This window comes from Herminiimonas sp. CN, assembly GCF_000622895.1.
GTDB lineage: Bacteria > Pseudomonadota > Gammaproteobacteria > Burkholderiales > Burkholderiaceae_D > AVCC01.
Genome location: NZ_AVCC01000065.1, coordinates 1 through 18638 on the forward strand (window position 1 = coordinate 1; position 18638 = coordinate 18638).

18 protein-coding genes are annotated in these 18638 nt (G+C 52.2%); 5 read left to right on the top strand and 13 right to left on the bottom strand.

Features of this window, described 5'->3' with window-relative positions:
• The 3 genes from HMCN_RS18780 to HMCN_RS0113135 all read right to left on the bottom strand — a co-directional run.
• Window positions 1-132: exonuclease domain-containing protein (locus HMCN_RS18780; RefSeq protein ID WP_255342438.1), on the bottom strand; the 132-nt coding region annotated here is incomplete at its 3' end.
• 106 nt (window positions 133-238) lie between these two features.
• Window positions 239-673, bottom strand: a complete 435-nt coding sequence (gene rnhA, locus HMCN_RS0113130) for a ribonuclease HI (protein WP_025917823.1) — start codon at window positions 671-673, stop codon at window positions 239-241.
• A complete protein-coding gene (locus HMCN_RS0113135) occupies window positions 666-1436 on the bottom strand; it encodes a class I SAM-dependent methyltransferase (protein WP_025917824.1) in 771 nt (256 codons plus the stop codon). The genes rnhA and HMCN_RS0113135 overlap by 8 nt, the downstream gene beginning before the upstream one ends.
• Here HMCN_RS0113135 and gloB point away from each other — a divergent pair.
• The 4 genes from gloB to HMCN_RS0113155 all read left to right on the top strand — a co-directional run bounded on the left by gloB (window position 1435) and on the right by HMCN_RS0113155 (window position 7235).
• Window positions 1435-2226 carry a hydroxyacylglutathione hydrolase gene (gene gloB / locus HMCN_RS0113140; RefSeq protein WP_025917825.1) on the top strand — a complete coding sequence of 264 codons (792 nt, stop codon included), beginning with the start codon at window positions 1435-1437 and terminating at the stop codon, window positions 2224-2226. The genes HMCN_RS0113135 and gloB overlap by 2 nt on opposite strands.
• A 175-nt stretch (window positions 2227-2401) precedes the next feature.
• Entirely contained in the window at window positions 2402-3871 is a 1470-nt protein-coding gene (locus HMCN_RS0113145; protein WP_051566961.1) for a transglycosylase SLT domain-containing protein, read from the top strand.
• Between the two features lie 116 nt (window positions 3872-3987).
• Window positions 3988-4893: a recombination-associated protein RdgC gene (locus HMCN_RS0113150; RefSeq protein ID WP_025917827.1), complete on the top strand. Its 906-nt coding sequence runs from the start codon at window positions 3988-3990 to the stop codon at window positions 4891-4893.
• A gap of 299 nt (window positions 4894-5192) precedes the next feature.
• Window positions 5193-7235 carry an NADPH-dependent 2,4-dienoyl-CoA reductase gene (locus HMCN_RS0113155; protein WP_025917828.1) on the top strand — a complete coding sequence of 681 codons (2043 nt, stop codon included), beginning with the start codon at window positions 5193-5195 and terminating at the stop codon, window positions 7233-7235.
• 76 nt (window positions 7236-7311) lie between these two features.
• On the opposite strand, the gene HMCN_RS17770 is transcribed toward HMCN_RS0113155, so the two are convergent.
• The 7 genes from HMCN_RS17770 to HMCN_RS0113195 form a co-directional block, all read right to left on the bottom strand.
• Window positions 7312-8592 carry an efflux RND transporter periplasmic adaptor subunit gene (locus HMCN_RS17770; protein WP_162174149.1) on the bottom strand — a complete coding sequence of 427 codons (1281 nt, stop codon included), beginning with the start codon at window positions 8590-8592 and terminating at the stop codon, window positions 7312-7314.
• 83 nt (window positions 8593-8675) lie between these two features.
• A complete protein-coding gene (locus HMCN_RS0113165; RefSeq protein WP_025917830.1) occupies window positions 8676-10175 on the bottom strand; it encodes a TolC family protein in 1500 nt (499 codons plus the stop codon).
• A complete protein-coding gene (locus tag HMCN_RS0113170) occupies window positions 10172-11353 on the bottom strand; it encodes an ABC transporter permease (RefSeq protein WP_051566957.1) in 1182 nt (393 codons plus the stop codon). The genes HMCN_RS0113165 and HMCN_RS0113170 overlap by 4 nt, the downstream gene beginning before the upstream one ends.
• A 35-nt stretch (window positions 11354-11388) precedes the next feature.
• Window positions 11389-12090 carry an ABC transporter ATP-binding protein gene (locus HMCN_RS17775; protein ID WP_035627091.1) on the bottom strand — a complete coding sequence of 234 codons (702 nt, stop codon included), beginning with the start codon at window positions 12088-12090 and terminating at the stop codon, window positions 11389-11391.
• Window positions 12091-12233: 143 nt separating this feature from the next.
• Window positions 12234-12800 carry a hypothetical protein gene (locus HMCN_RS18360; protein WP_155837575.1) on the bottom strand — a complete coding sequence of 189 codons (567 nt, stop codon included), beginning with the start codon at window positions 12798-12800 and terminating at the stop codon, window positions 12234-12236.
• Between the two features lie 172 nt (window positions 12801-12972).
• Window positions 12973-13398 (bottom strand): flagellar protein FlhE, encoded by a 426-nt coding sequence (locus HMCN_RS18785; protein WP_081801513.1) that lies wholly within the window; start codon window positions 13396-13398, stop codon window positions 12973-12975.
• Window positions 13399-13951: 553 nt separating this feature from the next.
• A complete protein-coding gene (locus HMCN_RS0113195; RefSeq protein ID WP_025917834.1) occupies window positions 13952-14566 on the bottom strand; it encodes an acyl-homoserine-lactone synthase in 615 nt (204 codons plus the stop codon).
• Window positions 14567-14731: 165 nt separating this feature from the next.
• On the opposite strand from HMCN_RS0113195, the gene HMCN_RS19390 reads away from it, so the two are divergent.
• Complete coding sequence (locus HMCN_RS19390; protein WP_025917835.1) at window positions 14732-15028, top strand: helix-turn-helix transcriptional regulator; 297 nt, start codon at window positions 14732-14734, stop codon at window positions 15026-15028.
• Here the strand turns inward: HMCN_RS19390 and HMCN_RS18790 are convergent.
• From HMCN_RS18790 to ycaO, 3 genes are all read right to left on the bottom strand, one after another.
• Window positions 15011-15733, bottom strand: coding sequence for a LuxR family transcriptional regulator (locus tag HMCN_RS18790; protein ID WP_081801514.1), 723 nt, complete (start codon window positions 15731-15733; stop codon window positions 15011-15013). The genes HMCN_RS19390 and HMCN_RS18790 overlap by 18 nt on opposite strands.
• Before the next feature lie 368 nt (window positions 15734-16101).
• Window positions 16102-16830, bottom strand: a complete 729-nt coding sequence (locus HMCN_RS0113205; RefSeq protein WP_025917836.1) for a pseudouridine synthase — start codon at window positions 16828-16830, stop codon at window positions 16102-16104.
• Between the two features lie 4 nt (window positions 16831-16834).
• The gene (ycaO, locus tag HMCN_RS0113210) at window positions 16835-18571 is read right to left on the bottom strand and encodes a 30S ribosomal protein S12 methylthiotransferase accessory factor YcaO (RefSeq protein ID WP_025917837.1); all 1737 of its coding nucleotides are present in this window, start codon (window positions 18569-18571) and stop codon (window positions 16835-16837) included.
• Window positions 18572-18638 lie beyond the last annotated feature (67 nt).

The following is an 18638-nucleotide window of genomic DNA, read 5'->3' on the forward strand; positions in this document are numbered from 1 at the left end:
ATTGATATAAAAATGCAGGTTGCTGCCGGTCAACCGACGGTTCAGAAGCTCCACGCAACCGATTTCAATGATGCGGTCACCCGAGCGGGCATTCAAACCGGTGGTTTCTGTATCGAGAAGAATTTGTCGCATGCGCTACCCGTTTCTGGCACCAAAATATACTGGAACGTGTATTTTTTATTTCCACTATTTTTATGCGAAAAACAATGGAATTTCCAGCATACCCTCGGTATTTAATTTAAATGATGGATTCCACACCGAGATTGGCGAGGGCATCGGCGCGCTCGTTGCCGGCATGGCCGGAATGCCCGCGCACCCAGTGCCAGTGAATGCGATGCCGGGCTTGCTCGGCATCCAGGGTGAGCCACAAATCGACATTTTTAACCGGCGTTCTGGCCGCGGTTTTCCAGCCGCGCTCCTTCCAGCCTTCGATCCACTCGGTAATGCCCTTGAGCACGTACTGGCTATCGGTATGCAATACCACTTCGCATGGCCGGTTCAGCGCGGTCAATGCCTCGATGATGGCGGTCAGCTCCATCCGGTTATTGGTGGTATTGGCCTCGCCACCAAACAATTCCTTCTTCTTGTCGCCGGCCACCAGCAGTACGCCCCAGCCGCCCGGCCCGGGGTTGCCCTTGCAGGCGCCATCGGTAAAAACTTCCACTTTATCCATTTTGCTTTCTGTTAATTTTATTGGCGACCGGCACGCGATTGCCTGCTTGCGCCGCTTTTTTGCTCCAGGCCGGCCCAATCAGGTGCATGCCCCTGACACGCTTGATCGCCTGCACGATATACACTGCGCCGAAATACGGCCACCAGCGATCGCCGGCTTTTTCCATAAAGGCAAAATGCTGCAGCCATCGCTCGGTCTTGCAGGGTGGCGCATAACAACCAAAATGGCCGCGATTGACTTCCATATTGAGCAGCTTGAGCCAATCCTTCAAGCGCGGCAGACTGATGAACTCCCCATTCTGCGGCAGGAAATGGGCGCCGCTTAGCCGCCCAACGACTTGCCGCATGCCCCACAAGCTCGCCGGATTGAAGCCGCTGATGATAACCTGCCCTTCCGGTATCAGCACCCGCTCGACCTCGCGCAGTATCTGGTGCGATTCCTGGGCGAACTCCAGCACATGCGGCAACACCACCAGATCCATGCTTTGCGAAGCAAACGGCAGCTCGGTGAAATCATGCAGCAAGGTGATCGGCAGCGCGGTCTGCTGCGGAACATGGGTGTTGCTCAGCCAGCGGTTCGGCATCCGACTGGCGTTCAGCGCGGCGATTTGCGGCAGCCCTATCTGCACTGCATTGAAACCGAAAATATCCGCGGTCAATGCGTCCAGACGGGCCTGCTCCCAGGCGCGCACGTAGCGGCCGGCTGGCGTATTTAGCCAGGAACCGAGCGCTATAATGGATTTTTCTGATGACGGATCTGCCATGTCTACTGAACTTCCTGAACCTTTGCTTGTACTGGCGGTGCCTGCGTTTAACGACAATTACCTGTGGCTGATACACGACGGCCGCTCTGCTGCAGTGGTCGACCCCGGTGATGCGACGCCCATTCTAGCGGTGCTGGCCCGCCTGCGGCTGAAACTGGTCGCCATTTTGCTGACACATCATCACGGCGATCATGTGGGTGGAGTCGCAGAATTATTACAGCACTTTACAGTTCCGGTATACGGCCCCAAGAGTGAGATTATCGCAGGAATCAGCAAGCCACTGTCACAAGGCGATGACGTGATCGTGCCTGAGCTGGGACTGAATTTCTCGGTGCTGGAGGTGCCTGGCCATACTCTGGATCATATCGCTTATGTAGCGCCGCGACAGGGCTGGCTATTTTGCGGCGACACCCTGTTTGCCGGCGGCTGCGGCCGCCTGTTCGAGGGCACGCCGGCGCAAATGCGCGCCTCGCTGGCTAAACTTGCGGCATTGCCGGATACGACGCAAGTTTATTGCGCGCATGAGTACACGCTCGCCAATCTGCGCTTTGCGCTGGAAGTCGAGCCGGACAATGCCGATCTGGCGGCGCGCTTCGAGCGCGAACAGGCCAAGCGCGCGCAAGGATTGGCGACCGTGCCGTCAACCATCGGGCTGGAAAAGGCGACCAATCCCTTTCTACGCGATCAGATCCCCGCTGTTACCGAGCGCCTGATCGCCTGCGGCAGACTGCAGGAAAGTACGCCGGCAGCTGCCTTTGCCGCGCTGCGGGCGTGGAAAAATATTTTTTGAGAATACTTTACAAAAATACTTTCAGGAAATTTTATCCACTACTTTTACTGCCGCAATATTGTGCACGGACAAGCAAAATGTAATATTACTTGCGCGATAAAAGGCAGCTACGTACACTCCAGCGATTGAATCTATGCCCCCGGAGATGATGCTCCGGCCAAACCATATCGATCCCATGCCCCAATTTAACCGACTTCCACTCAAGATCGCGCTACTTCTGTGCCTGAGCGCGCCCCTCTTCGGCCAAGCCAACGACATCACGATTTCCTCTGCCATCATGGCACCGAGCGCAGTATCCGATCTGAGTTTTTCCGGCGACAGCAATAATCCCGAATTCGCTGCGGCACAAGTATTGTCGATGGAAGAGGTCGATGTCTGGGCCCGCATTCGGAAGGGTTTTAATATCCAGGATCTGGATAATCCGCTGGTAGCCAGTCAAGCCGCACACTACAGCGCCAACCCGGATTATTTTCTTCGCACCACCAGCCGCGCATCGCGCTATTTATTTCACGTTGTGCAAGAGTTGGACAAGCGCGGCATGCCGACCGAACTGGCGCTACTGCCCTTTGTCGAATCCGCCTTCAATCCGGAAGCCTACTCCAGCGCCAAGGCGTCCGGCCTGTGGCAATTCATTCCTTCTACCGGCTTGCTATATAAACTCAAACAAACCATGTTCAAGGACGAACGGCGCGACGTTCTGGCGTCAACCGACGCTGCACTTAATTATCTGGAAAAGCTGTACGGCATGTTCGGCGACTGGCAACTGGCGCTGGCAGCTTACAACTGGGGCGAAGGCTCGGTGCAGCGCGCCATCAAGAAAAACGAAGCCGCCGGCAAGCCGACCGATTTCAATAGCCTGTCGGAACTGATGCCGGCAGAAACCCGCAATTACGTGCCGAAATTGCTGGCCATCAAAAATATCATCGCCGACCCGGGACAATACGGCATCAAATTGCCGAAAGTAGAAAATCAGCCCTATTTCGTCACCATTAATAAAACCCGCAACATCGACGTCAAGATCGCTGCCCAGTTGGCGGAATTGCCGATCAATGAATTCAAGGCGTTGAATCCGCAGTTCAATCGCCCGGTCATCATCGGCGGCGACAAAACCCAGATTTTATTGCCGCATGAAAACGCCGAAAAATTCCAGCGCAATCTCGCCAAATGGCAGCGTCCGCTCTCGACCTGGACTTCAATCACTGTCAGCACCCGCCAGCGCATCGAAAACATCGCCCATATGTTCAGCACCAAGGCGGAGGTGATTCGCGAAGTCAATCATATCCCGCAGAAAATGGTGCTCAAGGCCGGGTCAACCATTCTGGTGCCGAAAGTCAGCGATGCCACCTACAGCGACATCACCGCCGACGTCGCGGACAATGCCACCATGGCAGTCGAGCCGGATCATCCCGATACTCGCCGCATCGTGGTCAAAGTTGGCAAGCGCGACAGCCTGGCCTCGATCGCCACGCGCTATCAAGTAACGATTGCGCAACTCAAGGACTGGAACAGCCTGAGCCACGACAAGCTGACCTTCGGGCAGCACCTGCGCCTGCAGGTCCCGTTTGCCAGCCGTGCCGGCCGCAGCAGCGCCCGCGCCGGCAACCATCGCGTCAAGGCTGTCATCAGCAAGAAACGCAACCGCTAAATTCCACGGTTCGATCACTCGATGTGATCGGATCCTTCCTGTAATCGGCAATTTCCGTCCGAACAACCGTTTGGCCGGAGATTCCACGCTCGCTTATTCCATTCCAAATATCCATCATGTGGTTCAAAAATCTCCAGTTGTATCGCCTTGCCCTGCCCGTCAACCTGACTGCCGAGAGCCTTCATCAGGCGCTGGCGAAACTGGCATTTTCTCCCTCCACCAGCATGGACCTGCAGAACCAGGGCTGGGCTTCGCCGCGCGACAATGACCTGCTGGTGCACACGGTCAACGGCCAGATGCTGATCATGCTCGGCACCGAAAAGAAGCTGCTGCCGGCCTCGGTCATCAACCAGGTCTGCAAAGCCAAGGCGACGGAACTCGAAGAACAGCAGGGATTCAAGCCCGGCCGCAAGCAGATGAAGGATCTCAAGGAGCAAGTTACCGATGAATTGCTGCCGCGCGCATTCAGCATCCGCCGCAACACCTGGGCCTGGATCGATCCGCTCAACGGCTGGCTGGTGGTGGATGCCGCCAGTCCGGCGCGAGCCGATGAGTTGCTGAAACCGCTGCTGAAAGTGGTCAACGATGTGACGCTATACAGCCTGCGGGTGGCGCAGTTGCCGGCCTCAGCCATGACCTCCTGGCTGGCGGCCGATGAAGCGCCGGCCGGTTTCAGCATCGATCAGGATACCGAATTGCGTTCCGCCGGCGAAGACAAGGCCGCCGTGCGTTACGTCAGCCACACCATCGATCCGGACGATGTGCGGCGCCACATTGCCGCCGGCAAACAATGCACGCGTCTGGCAATGACCTGGGCCGACCGGATATCTTTCGTGCTGACCGAGTCGCTGGCGATCAAGCGCGTCACCGCGCTGGATGTGATCAAGGAAAACTCCGACAGCAAGATGCAAAACGATGAAGAGCGTTTCGACTCCGACTTCGCACTGATGACCGGCGAACTGAACCACATGCTGGGCGATCTGGTCGCGGCGCTGGGAGGAGAAGCGCCGCAGCAGCCGTAGCCCTCGTGGCAACCTAGGCAATGCTGATCGGTATTGCCTGATGCATCGAACGCATAATACGGGTTGGAGTATAGCTATTAACATAGCATCTTCCGCTTATATGCAAGATTGATTGCAAAATACTGGCAATATTTTGCAATCATGCCGAAATCTGGAACATGACTCTCCGCGCGTCCACTGCAAACGGATTTCAACCTGCACGACGGCACTTGCTGGTTATTTTCGGATTTTAGAGTCTGCCATCTACGGAAATAGGTTCCAATACTGCTTTCCCTTTTGAAGCGGTACCTGCGGCCACCATGACCAATCTCCATTACCCCAATCTGCTAGCCCCGCTCGACCTCGGCTTCACCACCCTGCGCAATCGGGTGATGATGGGCTCGATGCACACCGGGCTGGAAGACCGCTTCTACAACTACGGCAAACTGGCCGCCTACTTCCGCGAACGGGCGCGCGGCGGGGTCGGCCTGATCGTCACCGGCGGCATTTCGCCGGACCGGCGCGGCTGGCTGCTGCCGTTCGGCGGCACCCTCAACAGCGTGTTCGATCTCTGGAACCATAGACGCGTGACCACCGCCGTGCATCAGGAAGGCGGCAAGATCCTGATGCAGATCCTGCATGCGGGACGTTACGGCTATCAGCCGCTGGTAGTCTCGGCCTCAGCCGTGAAATCGCCGATATCAAAATTCCGCCCGCGCGCGCTGACAGAGAAAGGGATTGAGAGCACGATCCGCGACTACGTCCGTTGCGCCCGGCTGGCGCAGCGCGCCGGATACGACGGCGTCGAAATCATGGGCAGCGAAGGCTATCTGCTCAATCAGTTTTTATGCGCCCGCACCAACTTGCGCACCGATCGCTGGGGCGGCTCGATTGAAAACCGGATGCGGCTGCCGGTCGAGATCGTGCGCCGGGTGCGGGCCGCAGTTGGCACCAACTGCATCATCATGTATCGCCATTCGCTGCTGGACCTGGTCGACGGCGGCAATAGCTGGGATGACGTGGTCGCGGTTGCCAAGGCGCTGGAACAGGCTGGCGTGACTATCATGAATACCGGTTACGGCTGGCACGAGGCGCGGGTACCGACCATCGTGACCTCGGTGCCGCGCGCCGCCTTTCGCAGCGTGGCTGCGCGCCTGCGGCGGGAATTGACGATCCCGGTGGTGGTTTCCAACCGCATCAACATGCCGGCCGAAGCCGAAGACATTGTGCACAACGGCGAGGCCGACATGATCTCGATGGCGCGCCCGTTCCTGGCCGACCCGGACTTCGTCAACAAGGCCGCGACCGGCCGCAGCGACCAGATCAATACCTGCATCGGCTGCAATCAGGCCTGCCTCGACCACACCTTCGCCAACCGGCGCGCCAGCTGCCTGGTCAATCCGCGCGCCGGACACGAGACCGAACTGATCTACAACAAAACCCTGAAAAAACGCCGGATCGCCGTGGTCGGCGCCGGGCCGGCCGGCTTGTCGGCCGCCACGGTGGCGGCCGAATGCGGCCACGATGTGACGCTGTTCGACAGCAGCGAGCGCATCGGCGGCCAGTTCAACCTGGCCATGCGGGTGCCCGGCAAGGAGGAGTTCAGCGAAACCATCCGCTACTTCGGGCGCCGGATCGAACTCACCGGCGTCAAGCTGGTGCTGAATCAGCGCGTCAGCCGCGCACAGTTGATGGCGCAGGGTTTCGACGACATCATCGTCGCCACCGGCATCCGGCCGCGCACGCCGCCGATTGACGGCATCGACCACCCGAAAGTGCTGTCGTACATCGATGTGCTGCGCGACCAGGCGCACGTCGGCAGGCGCGTGGCGATCATCGGCGCCGGCGGCATCGGCTTCGATGTCGGCGAATTTCTGCTGCATGACCCTGCAACACCGTTGCCGGTGCCGGTGGCGCACTGGGCCGGCGAGTGGGGCGTGGATTTGCACGCCGCACCGGATAGCGGCAACGGCGGGTTGACCGTACCGACGCCGGCAATACCAGTGCGGCAAATCACCCTGCTGCAACGCAAGACCAGCAAACTCGGCGCTGGCCTCGGCAAAACCTCGGGTTGGGTGCACCGCGCCACATTGCAGCGCAATCAAGTGGAAATGCTGGCGGGCGTCAGTTACGACAAGATCGACGACCGGGGCCTGCACATCACGGTCAACGGCAAAGCGCGCCTGCTGGAAGTTGACAACATCATCCTGTGCGCCGGCCAGGATGCGCTGGCCGAGCTGATGCCATCGAAAAAAACCCGTAGCGGCCCGCGCTTCCACCTGATCGGCGGCGCGGCGCTGGCGGCCGAACTGGATGCCAAACGGGCGATTCGGGAAGGAGCAGAACTGGCGGCGGGGCTTTGATTTGCAGCCGTAGGATCGGTGCCGCAGAAAATGATTTTTACGGTTGCATCCCAAGCTTCGCAAGTTCAACAAAAACCTACGGAGTATTTTTATTTACCGCAGGTTTCATATGCGGTAAATGGTAATTTGGCGTTCCATTATCGATAATAATTTGATCACCCTCATGCACTCCTTCCAATATTTCGATGCCTGATTCTACTGCCTGCCCCAATACAACTTCAGTTTTCTTTGGTTGCCCCTTAGGCAAATTTTTTATCGAAACAAATGATTTACCATTTACTTGATGCACAGCGGCAGTGGGCAATACGATCGCGTTCATATTTTGATATCGAATAATTGACAAGCGAGAGGACATTCCAACGCGGATAATTTTTTTTTGTTCTGCCGTAAGTTTAGGGATGGTGACAGTAATTTCAAAAGTTGCAGTTTTGGATGAAGATCCATTCGGTAGTGCTTGAGCAGAAATCCGGGAAACAACCCCTTGGGCAGGGGACGAATGAAAAGCATCACCTGTCACCTCAACAGCTTGACCTTTTTGAAGTTGGTTAACGTCAATCTCATCAACTTTAGCAATGACAGCAAGTGTCTCATTATTCGCAATGCTAAACATTATTTGCCCTTGCGTCACGCGACCACCAACTACTATTGGTAAGGGTGGGGATGCCCCAGTCACATTTGCCGGAGCTTGAAGAATAACGCCGGAGACTGGTGCCAGGATGGATTTACGACCGATCTCAGCGCTTAGCTCCTCAAATTTTTTGCGGGCACTTTCCGATTCCAATCTTGCAATCTGGCGGTTTCCAGCGTCACCCTTTTGTAAGGTGGATTCGAAATCCTCTTTTGCTGCAGCAAACTGGAGTTCCTGTGTGTTGACTTGTTGAACCGAAGCATCATGTTCCATTTTCGATACGATGCCTCGCTCTAGAAGCATCGCTGTTTCCATCGCTTTGCGCTGCGCCTCTTCTAAGGAGATTTGAGCAGCGATTACACCGCGTCTCGCGCGCGAGACTTCTGGACGGTTATTCCATGCTTCCAAGTCGTGAAAAGCCCGAGCCGATTTCAACATGACGGCTTGCGCATCGCGTATTTTTGCTTCGAGTTCTGTTGAATTGATTTCGAGTAACAATTGACCCTGTTCAACTTGATTGCCGTACTCAAAATATTTGTTTTGAACTGCCCCATTTAAAGGTCCGACCACATTGACGATACGGCCGGGTTCGACCGATCCAACCGCCAACAATTTGTTTATTACTACTTGTTTTTTTGCTATAAAAATTTGTGTGGAAGTCGTGTCTGTCGAGGCATTTCTTGGCCCAAAAAGATGCCAATGCTGAATAACAAGCATGATAACTGTCATTATGACAAGGACGATGCTTAGTATCCGAATGCGTTGATATCGAAAAATCCAATATCGAGGATTTTGCATAGTATTTATCCACTTCAATCGTTCGGAGTGATTTGCCATGAATCTAGCGTTTTGCCTTGTTGTTGATCGAGGATGGTAAGCGCATTGAGATAGGCGTTCATGGTATTCAATTGAGCGTTTTCTGCATTACGCAAATCACTCTCAAAACTTAATACCTGGAAATTAGATGAGCGGCCAACCTGAAGTTTTTCCCGTTCCGCTTCCAACTTTTTTAAGGACAGATTCCGTGCCCGTTGGGCAATCTCAAACTGCCGCCACCGTGTCTGGACATTTCTTACTGCGTCGCGAACACGTTGCTCAATCGATTGACGTAGCTCTTCCATTTGAAGAGTTTCACTTTGTAAGTTCGTAGAAGCTGCCACCTCTGCCTGTTGATGCGTCAAATCGGTTAATGGGATAGCGAGCTGCAAGCCTACATAGGTGTTTTTTTGCTGACCTTGTGCGATTTCATTTTGTAGAAACGAGGTGTTTTTATTATGGGTCACTGCAGCAACTATAGATAAATCCCATAAGCGCTGATTTTTTGCAACCCCCAAATTGATTTTGGCTCGCTCAATCGAAAGTAAAGCAGATAAATATTCGGGCTGGTGTTCAAGTGCAATTGAAAGCGCCTCATTTACATCTACAGATATTGGCTTTAAAAAAAATGCATCGACTGCCAACACGTTTGCTCTGGAATCAATAGCAAGTAAGCTTAGCAATGCCAATCGGGCCGAGTCGATCTGATTTGCCGCCTCTTCTACAGCAAGTTCTTGACTCGCGACGTCCGCTTCCGTTTGGATAATGTCAATCTTTGCCATGCGTCCAACATTAATGAGATCATTATTAATTTTCAATAAACTTTGTGAGCGACTTAAAGCATCCTCAGCAATTTTCAACTGATTTTGCGCTCGCAAAAACTCGCGATAGGAAAAAATAATTTGTATTATCGATTGAGAAATAGTAATTTTTAAATTCAATATATTGATACTCTCATCAATTCTGGCGGTACGTACTGATGCTAAGCTTATATCTCTTCCGGCATTACGCAGAAGTGGTTGAATGAAGGAAAGTGTCAACACCGACGAAGGCAAACGATTTTGGTCGTTCATCTTGGTACTTGTATTCGCCCAGGTAAGTGAAAGTTGGGCACCTGTAGGAATATTGATAGTTGCGGCGGGGGTTAGCGCGGTGGTATCAGTGACCCCATTGCTTGAGTCGCGCATATTGAGATAAGAGCCGTTGATCGAAAGCTGAGGTGTAAATTTACTCTCCGCGACACGCAAGTTAAATTTCTGACTGATTCTCTGTAAATAGGCGCTTCGAATTGCGCGGTTATTTCTTAGACCGAGGGAAACAGCATCTGCCATTGACAGTGGTATGGGAGTTCCTTCTACAGCAGGCGGGGCGACGGCGAACGATTTGGGATTTTTACTGATAGCCTTGGTCGTTTCAGATCCCTGAGACTCACTGATGAAGAAAGACAGAATGACAATAAGAGAGAAGCGACGGTAGCGAGAGGTAGATTTTTTCATTCAGATCGAAGAGCGATAACAGGGTGAAGCCTAGCTGCCGCCACTCCAGGGTAAATGCCTGAAAAAAGGCCGATAACGACCGACATCCCGATTCCGAGCGGCAAGGAGCTGAGCGTCAATACGAAGTGCCAATCAGAAATATATGCAATCAAGTACGCAAGAATAAGACCAAGAATCGTTCCGATGGCGCCGCCGACCAATGTCAATGCGCTGGCTTCTATTAAAAACATCATAAAAATATCTCTTTCCCGCGCGCCAATCGCCATCCTGAGACCAATCTCGCGTTTACGCACCAATACACTGATGAGCAGAACATTCATTACTCCAATGCCACTTACGAGAAGAGAAATACTGCCTATGCCTGTCAGCAGATAGGTAAATAATTGGTTTTGATGCTGCATTCCTTCAATTAATTGCCGGGCGCTTTGAACTTGAATAGAACTTCCCGTTGCTTTCGATTGGAAATAATCGCGAATTTCAGCAGAGGCCGTTACAGTGTCTGCGTTTTCCACTAGGCGGACAATAACGCTGGAAATGTCTGAATTAGACGATAAACGTCGCATGCTTTCCAAAGGAATAATTATGGCGTTATTAAATTCGACAGGTAGGAGTGGATTTTGCATAGCCTCGTCTGTAACCCCAATAATCGTAAAAAGATAATCTTCGATGCGAACAGCATCGCCAAGTTGTACGCGCCGCTCCGATGTACTTAAGGCGTCTGCCAAGTTTGGACCAATCACAGCGAATGCTTTAAAGCGATCAAAATCTGATATGAAACGCCCGCGTAAAACGGGCAATTTCACAACGTCTTTCAAGGAGGTGGTCGCACCAACGATACCGGCATAGATATTTTTTCCTTGAAATGAAATGTTTGCGGAACTATTAATAATAGGAGCAGTTGCCGCCACCGTCTTAAGGGCAATGGGTAGGGCTAGGGAATCGGAAAGGGATATCGTGTGGCTGATACCATCGGTCGATGGCGCATTTTGGACAACCACAATATTCGTTCCCATTGCTTTGAATTGGCGCGTCGATTCTTCGGCAGCATTGCGTCCAACATTGATCATGGCAATGACGGATGCGGTTCCAATAATGATGCCGATTAAAGCAAGCCATGCCCGTTGTCGATGGGCATAGAGGCTTTCAAACGCATCTTCCAGCAATCGTATAAACAGCAAGATACTCTCTTCAAAACGGATTTATCGCGTTTTCATCAAGCCTTTTTGACCAGGCTACGCCGTTCTTTTTTATCTTCCTTGAGCGCGCCATCCTGAATCAGGATACGCCTTGAACATTGCATGGAAATGGATGAGTCATGAGTGACAATGACGACCGTCATATCGGTTTCCTGATTCAGTTCATGCAGCAGATTCAGGATATCCTGGGCTGCAAGGCTATCCAGATTTCCTGTCGGTTCGTCCGCCAGAATAATGGAAGGGTTGCCAATCATCGCTCGCGCTATCGCAACCCGCTGCCGCTGCCCGCCTGACAATTCTTCCGGTCGATGATGCGCGCGGTCTGCAAGTCCTACTCTTTTCAATTGTGCAAGCGCCAAACGACGACTGTCCTGCTTCGGTGACGCTCGATATAACAAAGGCAGTGCAACATTGTCCAGTGCAGTCATGCGAGGAAGAAGATGAAATGACTGGAAAATAAATCCGAACTGCCGATTTCTCATTTCGGCAAGAGTATTGGCAGGCACCGTCGTTACATCGCTCCCTTGATAAAAATATTGTCCAGATGTCGCGTTATCCAGCAAACCTATGATATTGAGAAGTGTGGTTTTTCCGGAGCCGGATACGCCCATGATGGAACAAAATTCTCCGCCTTCAATACATAGTGAGATGCCATTCAAGACAGAAACATCACTATTTCCGCTTCTATAATTTTTGTGAATATTGTCGAGAATGATCATCTATTGACCAGTGCGTAATGAGCGTTACGGTCTTGGACGATTCGGACTTTTCCAGAATCTTTTAATTTACCTGCAAGCCATGACTCAATCACCTCAATGACTTGCAAGCATGTGTTCACCGCGAAGCTTGGCGCGGGAATGCTTTATGTATTGACTGTTCCCTGCTGATTCAGAGGGCCATACATCATTGCGCGATACCGGGCGGGCTGATTTTCATGTGCCTGATACAATTTTGTCAGGATATCGATCGGCGCAGTGCCTTTTGCAATCTCCGATTCAAATAATGCAATCCGTTCTTGCCGGAAACTGGCTTCCTGTTGGACAAAGTAGCGTTGGCTTTCCGCTGTCACCGGGGCACCCGAGGAGTACCGGATGTTATTCCAATCACTGACATCGATTAGGCCGCCTATACCGCCCGTATCCCTATTTTCGTAAGCGTACTCACGGGCTGAGTCGAGAATACTAGCTGCCGGAGAGTCTCGATAACCGTTCAGGAAAGAACTCCAGTCCTTATGGAATGGGTCGCTCGTTTGCACCGCGTCGGTTGATACGGTTTGATTCGCCGCTAGAAGAGCGGCCTGGAATGACACAGTCACCTTGCTGGAACTTGCCGCAGGATTGGCCGCATCTGAACTTGCCTTGACCGGCAATGCGGAGGATTTCACGGTGGCGGTTGAGATCGCAGACGGCAGCACGGCGCTAATGCTCATTATTTTCTCCTTGATTGATGCTGAATGAAAAAATTCGAAAGAACGATGCGGATGGACGTATTCATGATACATCTCCCTTTCGCACCGTTACGCAACCAACAGCATTTGACTCTTATGAAACGCTGCAAATGGATACCGCAGCGCTCCATAGGAAGATACATCACATCAGGAATTAATTTATGTGAAAACTCACAGTAACCTGCGCTGAATTCATTGTCACGGGCATCATCGTTCCAGTCCCATTCACTCGGTACAGCATGAAAAATTTTCCGGAGGAAGGCAGCCCATTAAATCTGGTGGTACTACCTGACGCAAAAGATGTGATGTCAAAACAAGAACTCGTATTATTTAAACAGAGAAGAGCAACAAAATCACTCGGCCTTGTACTAAAAAAACTATAGCTCCATTTAACGTTAGATAGCGTCCCGTTAGCCGCTTGACTACCCACTACAGGAACCCATGAATAAACATCGGTATTTTTCGTGGAAATAGTAACGCCGGGCGCGTATGACACGTAACTGCCATCGGCCGCAACAGCAGGGGCTGCAATCAAAAATGCAAATGTAATGCAAAAAACCAGTTTCAATATTGCTTTCATTTCATAATTCCTTTATCAAAAATATTTTCAAATATTTATGTCGGTTTTCTACAATAAAATTTATTCACGACATAGCGAAAGACGATTCCAACCGTAACCTGATATCTGCAGGCAGAAGGAGCACTCCAGAACATTTCGATTTACCATGAAACGATATGATTAATATCAAGGTTTTACTAGCTATCAGTTCTGATAGATAGACACGAAGGCAAATTTATTATAGAAATAACAGACAGGGCATCCAATAGATTGTCGGGCATAGCATTGAAACGCCAACCCGACTTTATTACTGTCAATACTATTAGAGTGTCAAATCAATTACCGAGTTAAATCAGCACCAAGACCAAACTCGTTAACCTCGCCAGAAAACGACTCAAGATCGGATACGATTTACTGATTTAACTCAGTAAGCTTCTCGATCTTCAAAATTGACTTGTCTAATGTGATTGCTCCGGGTGTTATCCCTCGGAGTTGGAGCAGAAGCCTTTGAAGGTAAAGATCAAACTGGATGGCATACCTTGTGTGTAAGTTCATACTTTATTGATTCGACACTTCAAAGTGGTGCCATTGCGACGAAAGCGCTGGACGCTTTAATTCCGAAAGATGGCAACGTCCGAAACGATTTGTCAATATCCACATATAAAGCCACTGCATTTTCGACCCCAATTGTAAGGGGAGTGCCGAACCTTTTTATCACAACTCCTGCCCGGCGCAGCATGCGTTCGATGGCCGTCGTGGTAACTGTCACATACTGTTCGATCCCGACACGGTGTCCGTAGGCAATGATTTCCCAGATCGACTGCATCGCAATATGGGAAAAACCGAAAACTTGCTGCCCTCCGGTCTCAATTGCAAACCGGCTTAATTCCCAAATTCTTGGATCCTCAGGTGGAGAGGTGCCATGGAGAAGTTGTGGGAATGTGTCTTTTAACATGTAGGGGCCTTCTGTCGGCAGGAGACGCCAGCAACCACGCAAAATACCTCCAGGCTCCCGCATCATCATGTAATACGGGTCGATAGCGTCATATCCGTCTATTTCCATGCCGCTCATGATTGGTACATCCCATCCCATACGTCCACGGAAAACCTTCGCTCTCAGTTTATGCATGTCCCAGAGGTCTGCATTTTTAAAATCTCGTCTTGTAGCGATCTCGACAGTTAGAGACATTTTGACTCCGATAAATGTATTTTGGAGCCCAATATTTATGCAAATTGCATAAAATCGTAACTATCAAGTCTGATAGGCTTGTTGTGAAATGAATAGCTCATTTGGTCTTCACGAGCCCAAAATTGATACACTAAGTGAAAGTTAAAAACAACGTAACAACTTAACATGACGAAAGACATCTTCGGGGAAACGTCCGACTATATTTACGCCAAGAATTTAAAATCACTACGGAAGGTTTGGAGGGAAAATCAGACGGATTTTTGGTATCGGTTTGGTGTTACGCAATCGCGCGGAAGCCGCTTCGAAAAGGGTATAGGTATTCCGCCATCTGTAGCAATATTAATTGAGCTTTATTTGGAAAAGAAAGTTAGCGATACAGACCTTTTGACGGCACTGCACAATAATAACCAACCGATGGGGCTTGAGTTGAAAGTTCATTCCATACTAGGAAGGAATAATTAATCCTACTTTTATTGCTCTGACCACCGCTTGTTGGCGTGTTTGCACGTTAAATTTCTTCTTGAAATTAGAAACATGAAAATTAATCGTAGCTTCCGAGCAGCGAAGAATTCTGGAAATCTCCCAAGATGATTTTCCGCCCATGACCCACTGTAAGCATTCCAATTCTCGAGGTGTCAATTTAATGTGTGCTGGTGGAGGATAGGCATTCTGGAGAAATTTTTTCGATGATTCGAAGACATAGTCACGTATTAGCGATAACGTCGCCAATGCATCGAAACACTTGCTATTGGCGTCGTGTTCGAAATAGTGAGTGGCAAAACTTAAAATACCAAACTCACCGGAAGACCCATAAACGGGATAGCTAATTCCTGACCGCAATCCATATCCACAAGCTTGTTCGTAAAATTCATTCTGTTCCCTTCCTTTGAAAGTATCCGCTTTCCAAGCAATCGGTAGCATGCTTCCAAGGCAGTGCGATACCGTCGGATCCACGGAATGTAATTGCAAATTATCGTAGGTCGCTCTCCATTCGCCTGGGTAATTACTCTTGAGAAACGCCGTTTCAAACGGGACAGTCTTACTTGGGACGATCCCGAAAAGCGTATGACTGAACCCGTAGTCTCTAGCAATCGCAAAGAGGGTGGCACTCCAAGCTTCTGGAGTGTTGCAGTCAAATAAATGAAGTAATTTTTCTAGTCGAACCATTTAAATGGTACAAAAATTTCGTACGTGAAGTGATTGAAACGTGAATAGGTTGAGTAGTTATCCGCCCTGTTGATTATTTTCATAATAACAAATTTTTGTAGTGAAAATATAAATGTTGCAATATGGAATGAATAATGCATCACATGAGTGAGAGTCATTTGATTATGCCGACAGGAAATACAGGCGAAGTGTGAACGAAGCCCTGCGCCTTTACGGTGCAAGTCTTTCCGCAGTTTTCATCAGCGGTGATGGAATTGATTTTGCGGGTTTCAACGATATGCGCCCACTCTTAGGCTGGTATATTTTTTGGCATACTCCAATGGCATTCTGTACAGGCCGAAGGCAAATCCGACTTGCATGGCATTGTATTAGCCGTCAATCGCCGCCGGTGCCAGCAAAGCCCGTTGCGCGTCATCCAGATAGCACCACTCGCCCTCGTCCAGCCCCAGCGCTTCCAGCGTCAGGCTGCCGATTGCGCTGCGGTGCAACGCTGCACAATGGTTGCCGGCGGCCGCCAGCATGCGCTTGACCTGATGGTATTTGCCCTGCTCCAGCACGATTTCAAGGCTATGCGTGCCGAGCTGGCGGCACGTTAGCGCCGCCAGCGGCGCCGGTTCGTCGTGCAGCTGCACCCCCGCCAGCAACTGCGCGATCAGCTCCGGCGTGACCGGCTCCGCGGTGGTGGCGACATAAACCTTCGGGATATGCCGCTTCGGCGACGATTGCGCATGGATGAACGGGCCGTCGTCCGACATCAGCAGCATGCCGGTGGTGTCGTGATCGAGCCGGCCGACCGGCTGCACGTCGCGCCAGGTGAACTGTTCCGGCAGGATGCTGAGCACGCCCGGATGATGGCTGGGCTTTCTCGAGCATTCAAAATCGGCCGGTTTGTTCAGTGCTATGTACACCTGCGCGCGGTACGGCCAGACTTCGTCGAAGATAGCCAGCTCCAGACCGTCAGTCTCGATCTGGGCCCGATGGTCGGTCACGACAGCGCCGTTGATGCTGACTTCGCCATCGGCGATCAGTGTACGGCACCATTTGCGGGTGCCGAAGCCTTGCGATTGCAGGATGCGATCGAGTGTCAATTTACTCATAGACTCAAGCCACCGCCGCCTGTTTTGCCAGCTGCACCTTGCCGTACGCTGCCAACAGTTGCTGGTGCATTTCGCAGCCGTCCAGGTTCATGCCCAGGGTTTGCAGGCCGTAAAACCGATCTTCCCTGGCGAGCAAGGCCTTGGCCTGCGCCAGCGTTTCGGCGCCATACAGGCTTTGCAGTGCAACCTCGAACGGCGCGCTGTCCTCCAGCCCGATCAAGCTTTCGATGCAGCGATAGACGCGCTGGCGGCTTTCGTTCAATTGATTGAAGTTGCGGATCCAGTCGCAGCCTTCGCGGATCGCCTCGCTGTCGCCGATGGCCAGCGCCAGCAGGGTTTTCAGCTCGCCGATGCGCAATTCCTTCCACAGCGAGGCGGCATCCGCTGCCAGGCCGATCACTGCGGCCACCGGGCGCTGCTCGGCCAGGCCGAGATCGTTCAGTGTCTCTAGCAGGTCCGCGCACTCCTCGTCGTCGAGCTCCTGCAGATGCAGGATCGGTTCGCGGATCGCATTGCCGACGCTGCTGTTGTCCCATTCCAGGTCTTCGACCGGGTAGATGTCCGACATGCCGGGCACCAGGATGCGGCAGCCGTAGACGCCCAGATGGGTGAAGTCGGCGATGTAGATGTCGTGCTGCATGGCGTGGATCTTGGCGATCGACCACGCGTAATCCTCGGCGGTGGTGGTGCCGAAGTTCCAGTCGTGGAAGGCAAAGTCCGGTGTGTCCTTCAGGAAGTTCCAGCTGATGATGCCGCTCGAATCGACGAAGTGGATTTCCAGGTTTTGCGAATGGGCGATTTCTTCCAGATCGAAACCGGGCTCGGGGAAGCCGTCCATCGATGCCAGCGCGCGGCCTTGCAGCAGCTCGGTCAGCGCGCGCTCCAGTGCGATCTCGAAGCGCGGATGGGCGCCGAAGCTGGAGAAGCAGCCCTGGTCGTTCGGATTGAGCAGTGTCACGTTCATGACCGGATACTGGCCGCCGAGCGAGGCGTCTTTCACCAGGATGCCGAAGCCGGCGGCGCGCAGATCGCGGATGCCGGCAGCGATGCGCGGGTAGCGATTGATCACTTCTTCCGGCACATCAGGCAGACAGATGCCTTCACGGATGATGCGGAACTTGACGTCGCGCTCGAAAATCTCAGACAGTGCCTGGGTACGCGCTTCGGCCTGGGTGTTGCCGGCCGACATGCCGTTGCTGACATATAGGTTGCCGATGATATTGACCGGGAACCAGACCGTGACGCCGTCGCGCTGGCGCACATACGGGATCGCGCAAATGCCGCGCTCATCATTGCCTGAGTTGTAATCGACCAGCATCTCGGCGTCGATGCTGCCTTCCGGGTTATAGAACTGCTGCAGCTTGGGTGTCAGCAAGTCCTGCGGCCAGCTGCCGTCGTCCGCTTCCAGCGGGAACCAGCGCTCCTGCGGGTAGTGAGTAAATGCTGCATTGGCGTTCTTTTCACCCAGATAATAATGGGTCCAGAAATAGTTGCACGACAGGCGCTCGAAGAATTCGCCCAGCGCGCTGGCGCGCGCTGCCTGCTCGGATGCGCCTTTGCCGTTGGTAAACATCAGCGGACAGTCGCGGTCGCGGATATGCACCGACCAAACGCCCTCGATCGGATTGAGCCAGGAGCGCTCTTCGATATGGAAGCCGCGCGCCAGCAGTTTTTCCTGCATCGACTGGATGGAAAATTCGAGCGAGGCATCTTTGCCGGCGATAAAGTGTTCAGTTTGCATTATGGGTTCTGCCTGTGGCAGCATCAGGAATCAGGATTTAAAAAATCGGACAAAATAAGGGGTAGGT